The organism is Dietzia sp. DQ12-76 (assembly GCF_014145045.1).
In the GTDB taxonomy this organism is placed as follows: domain Bacteria; phylum Actinomycetota; class Actinomycetes; order Mycobacteriales; family Mycobacteriaceae; genus Dietzia.
The window spans coordinates 1-3,971 of record NZ_JAALDV010000121.1 but is presented as its reverse complement, the minus strand read 5'-3'; the positions used below and the strand labels follow the sequence as shown (position 1 = coordinate 3,971).

Genomic DNA, 3,971 nt, shown 5'->3' with positions numbered 1-3,971 from the left:
CTCGACGCCGCGCGGTGATCGGCGGGCCGGCGTCAGGACAGCGTGCGGGGTGCCTGGAACTCGGCCTCGAACCGCTCGAAGGAGAACGTGCCGAGCGCCCGAGCCCGATCGAGCCCCAGCTCGCGGATCGCCCCGGCGATCCGGCCGATGTGTCGATCCCCGTCCTCCGCCCCGGCGGCGATCGACACGCGCGCACCCCCCAGGGGACGGAACCGGCCGCCTGCGACTTTCGCACCCGCGCTGACCAGGACAGGCCTGCCGTCGAGGACCTGGATGCAGTTCATCCCGAGGGAGTGGCGACCGGGCACCGGCACTCCCAGGCGGGTGTCGAACATGAGGTCGATCCCCCCTGTCCCGGAGGACCCGACGGCCCCCAGGCGGGCGTCGTCGAGCGCTCCGCCGGCCGTGCCGACCATGTCGCCCTTCCACTTGGGAAAACCCCAGAGCTCGTTGCCGGCCGCGAGGGTGAAATCCTGGTCGACAGGAAGCTCGTGGATGTGCTGACGCACCCCGACCCCCGGGACCTTGACCTGGAACGCCAACCCCACCTCGTGGTACCCACCCAGGACGTTGCCCGGGACATCGTGATAGCGGACGTGGATCACCGTGACCGGAGTCCGACCACCCGGTAGCGAGACCGGCTCGGCCCTCGCGGAGTCCAGGACGGCGGACTGGGGCCCGGAGGCGATCAGACGCCTGGCGACGGCGGCCCGCGACAGGAAGGCGGCACCCGATATCGAGGCGGAGACGACGGGGACCGGGAACGTGATCTGGCGACCCGCGACGACACGGGTGGTGGGAGAACTCATACTCCGACGTTAGCGGGTGCGGTAACAGGTTTCACTGCATTCGATCGCTAACACCACGCCGGGCAGGGCGGATAGACCACGTAGAGACGGGCACGCGGCCCGTCCCACGCGGAACACACCGCGTCACTCTCCCAGGAGGCACACCATGTTGAAGGCACTCGCCGACTTCTTCGCCCAGTTCGACTTCACGGTCGGGTCGTCCGCCGCGATCAACGGATTCATCTCCGGTTCCACCGCGGCCCTCGAGCAGTCGTTCGGCTTCGAGAGCTCGCTCGGCCGGCTCGCCGTGAGCAGTATCGGACAGATCGGTCAGGTCGAGAACGGAGTCTGACCCGGTCAGACCGGCACCCCAGAACCCCCGGCCACCCTCAGAGGTGACCGGGGCGACCGGTGTCTCAGGTGGGGTCCGACAGGTCCTCTGAGGGTACGGCCGCCAGGTGACCGCTGGACCTGCCCTTGTAGCGGGGCCGCAGCAGGTTCGACGGCGAGAGGATGTCGTCGACCTCCTCCGCCGAGAGCAGACCCATCTCAAGCACGACTTCGCGGACGCCGCGACCGGATCGCGCACACTCCCGTCCCACCAGGTCACCGTTGTGGTGCCCGATGACCGGGTTGAGATAGGTGACGATCCCGATCGAGTCCATGACGTTGCGGCGCGCCACCTCCACGTTGGCGGTGATGCCGCGGACACACTTCTCCGTGAGCGTCTCCATCGCGGACGTGAGCAACGAGATCGACTCGAACATCGCCTGCGCGATCACCGGCTCCATCACGTTGAGCTGCAGCTGGCCCGCTTCGGCCGCCATCGTCACCGTCACATCGTTGCCGATCACCTTGAAGCAGACCTGGTTGACCACCTCCGGGATCACCGGGTTCACCTTGGCCGGCATGATCGAGGACCCCGCCTGGAGCTCCGGGAGGTTGATCTCGTTGAGACCCGCCCGCGGACCGGAAGACAGCAGGCGCAGGTCGTTGCAGATCTTGGACACCTTCGACGCGGTCCGCTTGAGGGCCGCGTGGACGTTGACGTAATCGCCGGTGTCACTGGTCGCCTCGATGAGGTTCATGGCACCGGTCACCGGCAGACCGGTCACGAGCCGCAGGTGCTCGATGACCGCTCGCCGGTAGTCGGGCGGCGTGTTGACCCCGGTGCCGATGGCCGTGGCGCCCAGGTTCACGTCGAGCAGCATCCGGGCCGCGGCGCCGAGGACGTGGAGCTCCTCGTCGAGCGTCACCGCGAACCCGCCGAACTCCTGACCCAGGGACATGGGGACCGCGTCCTGCAACTGCGTGCGACCCATCTTGAGGACCTCGCGGAACTCCTCCGACTTGTCGTAGAAGGCCTCGCGCAACGCGACGATGGCCGGCTCGAGCCGCTCGAGGGAGTGCCACAGGGCGATCCGGAACCCGGTCGGGTACGCGTCGTTGGTGGACTGCGAACGGTTGACGTCGTCGTTCGGGCTGATCACGTCGTAGGCGCCCCTGGGATGACCGATCCGCTCCAACGCGAGATTGGCCACCACCTCGTTGGTGTTCATGTTCACCGACGTCCCGGCCCCACCCTGGTACACGCACGAGGGGAACTGGTCCATGCAGCGGCCGTCGACGAGGATCTCGTCGCAGGCACCGACGATGGCCTCGGCGACGTCCGGGTCCAGGACACCCATCTCCACGTTGGCCAGCGCCGCGGCCTTCTTGACCATGACCATCCCGCGGATGAAGTCCGGGATGTCGCTGATGGTCGTGGAGTCGATCGGGAAGTTCTCGACCGCCCTCACGGTGTGGATCCCGTAATAGGCGTCAGCCGGAACCTCCTTCTCGCCGAGGAGGTCTCGTTCCACACGGGTCTGGGTCATTCGTCCTCCGCTGGTCGGGTCGCCACGATCCACAGTAGCCACGGCCCCCGGCCCGCGCGCGGTGTCGCGGTTCGCGGGGATCCCCCGTCGCCGCGCCACTGTGCCTAGGGTGTGGTCATGTCCCGCACGACGACCTCCCGTCGCACCCGGACCCTGACCGCGGCGAAGGACCTCCTGCGCCCCCTGGCCCCCTCCGACGGGCTCCTGGGCAGCATCGTCGACAGGGGTCAGGAACCCCTGCCGCGAGGCACCTGGGCGGTCTTCGGAGTGGCGTTCGCGGGCTTCGCCATGCCCGTCATCGGGTTCGTGGAACTGGCCGAGAGGATCAGGTCCGGCGCCAAACTTCCCTTCGACCGGCCCGTCATGCTGTGGCTGCGCCGACGGCACACACCGCGCACCACCCGGATCGTCAGGGCCGTCACCGAACTCGGCGGGGTCACCGCGGTCCCCGTCTTCGCCCTCACCGCCGCCGGTTACCTGGCGTACGTCCGCGGCAGTCGTCGCCCGGCCGCGCTGCTCACGGTGTCCCTGGTCGGGTCCACCATCATCAACTCGGTCCTCAAGCTCCTGTACCGGCGCGACCGCCCCACCTTCTTCACCCACATCGTGCAGGAGAAGAGTTACTCGTTCCCCAGCGGGCACGCGATGGCGAGCGCGGCCCTCGCCGGGTGCGCCTGCGTTCTCGCCTGGCCCACCGGATGGCGATACCCGGTGATCGCGGGATCCGCGGCGTACGTCCCCGCGGTCGGGGTGACGCGCATGTATCTCGGGGTCCATTTCCCGAGCGATGTCCTGGCCGGCTGGTGCGTCAGCCTGGCCTGGGTGGGCGAGGTGGCCACGATCATGTGGCTCGCCGACCGCCTCGACTACTCCCCGCGGCTGCTCTCGCGCGCGGAGGCGTGATGGAGCCCCACCCGACACTCCCCCTCCAGCGGGGTGACGGCACGCGGGCGCGGGGTGCTCGGAGGGCGACCCCGGCCGTGATCCTGACCGAGGCCTTCGCCCCCTGGGTGGTGCTCACGGTCGGGTCGCTCCACCTCGGGCACCGCGTGGGATCTCCTGGCTGGGGCCTCGCGACCGCGACGGGACTGGGCCTGGCGCCCCAGACGGCCATCGCGTGGAGGGTCCGACGACAGGCCCTGTCCGATCACCACGTCACCCGGCGGGAGGAGCGCCCGCTCGTGATCGCCGGCATCGCCGGGTCGGTGGCGACCCTGATGGTGGCCCAACGACGCCGCGAGGCGCCCGCCGAGTTGAGGCGCATGACCCGGGCCGCCCTCCTGGCTCTGGGCGTCGCGGGCGCCGC

The 3,971-nt window shown here is 69.4% G+C and carries 4 protein-coding genes and 1 pseudogene; 3 read left to right on the top strand and 2 right to left on the bottom strand.

What is annotated here, in order from left to right; genetic code table 11:
- Positions 1–32: 32 nt before the first annotated feature.
- A complete protein-coding gene (locus G6019_RS05410; protein ID WP_107757623.1) occupies positions 33–809 on the bottom strand; it encodes an acetoacetate decarboxylase family protein in 777 nt (258 codons plus the stop codon).
- A 145-nt stretch (positions 810–954) separates the two neighbouring features.
- Between G6019_RS05410 and G6019_RS05405 the strand changes: the two genes are divergently transcribed.
- Positions 955–1,140 carry a hypothetical protein gene (locus tag G6019_RS05405; protein ID WP_107757624.1) on the top strand — a complete coding sequence of 62 codons (186 nt, stop codon included), beginning with the start codon at positions 955–957 and terminating at the stop codon, positions 1,138–1,140.
- Between the two features lie 64 nt (positions 1,141–1,204).
- On the opposite strand, the gene aspA is transcribed toward G6019_RS05405, so the two are convergent.
- On the bottom strand, positions 1,205–2,665 hold the full coding sequence (gene aspA / locus G6019_RS05400) for an aspartate ammonia-lyase (protein WP_107757625.1): 1,461 nt from the start codon (positions 2,663–2,665) through the stop codon (positions 1,205–1,207).
- 117 nt (positions 2,666–2,782) lie between these two features.
- Here aspA and G6019_RS05395 point away from each other — a divergent pair, with 117 nt between their 5' ends.
- Positions 2,783–3,568 carry a phosphatase PAP2 family protein gene (locus tag G6019_RS05395; protein WP_107757626.1) on the top strand — a complete coding sequence of 262 codons (786 nt, stop codon included), beginning with the start codon at positions 2,783–2,785 and terminating at the stop codon, positions 3,566–3,568.
- Positions 3,568–3,971, top strand: a pseudogene (locus G6019_RS05390) (hypothetical protein); the annotation flags it as partial. The gene G6019_RS05395 and the pseudogene G6019_RS05390, both read left to right, overlap by 1 nt.

Excerpts from the sequence above, each read along its gene's own strand:
- G6019_RS05410 (WP_107757623.1), bottom strand. The coding sequence starts at position 809 with ATGAGTTCTCCCACCACCCGTGTCGTCGCGGGTCGCCAGATCACGTTC.
- G6019_RS05405 (WP_107757624.1), top strand. The coding sequence starts at position 955 with ATGTTGAAGGCACTCGCCGACTTCTTCGCCCAGTTCGACTTCACGGTC.
- aspA (WP_107757625.1), bottom strand. The coding sequence starts at position 2,665 with ATGACCCAGACCCGTGTGGAACGAGACCTCCTCGGCGAGAAGGAGGTT.
- G6019_RS05395 (WP_107757626.1), top strand. The coding sequence starts at position 2,783 with ATGTCCCGCACGACGACCTCCCGTCGCACCCGGACCCTGACCGCGGCG.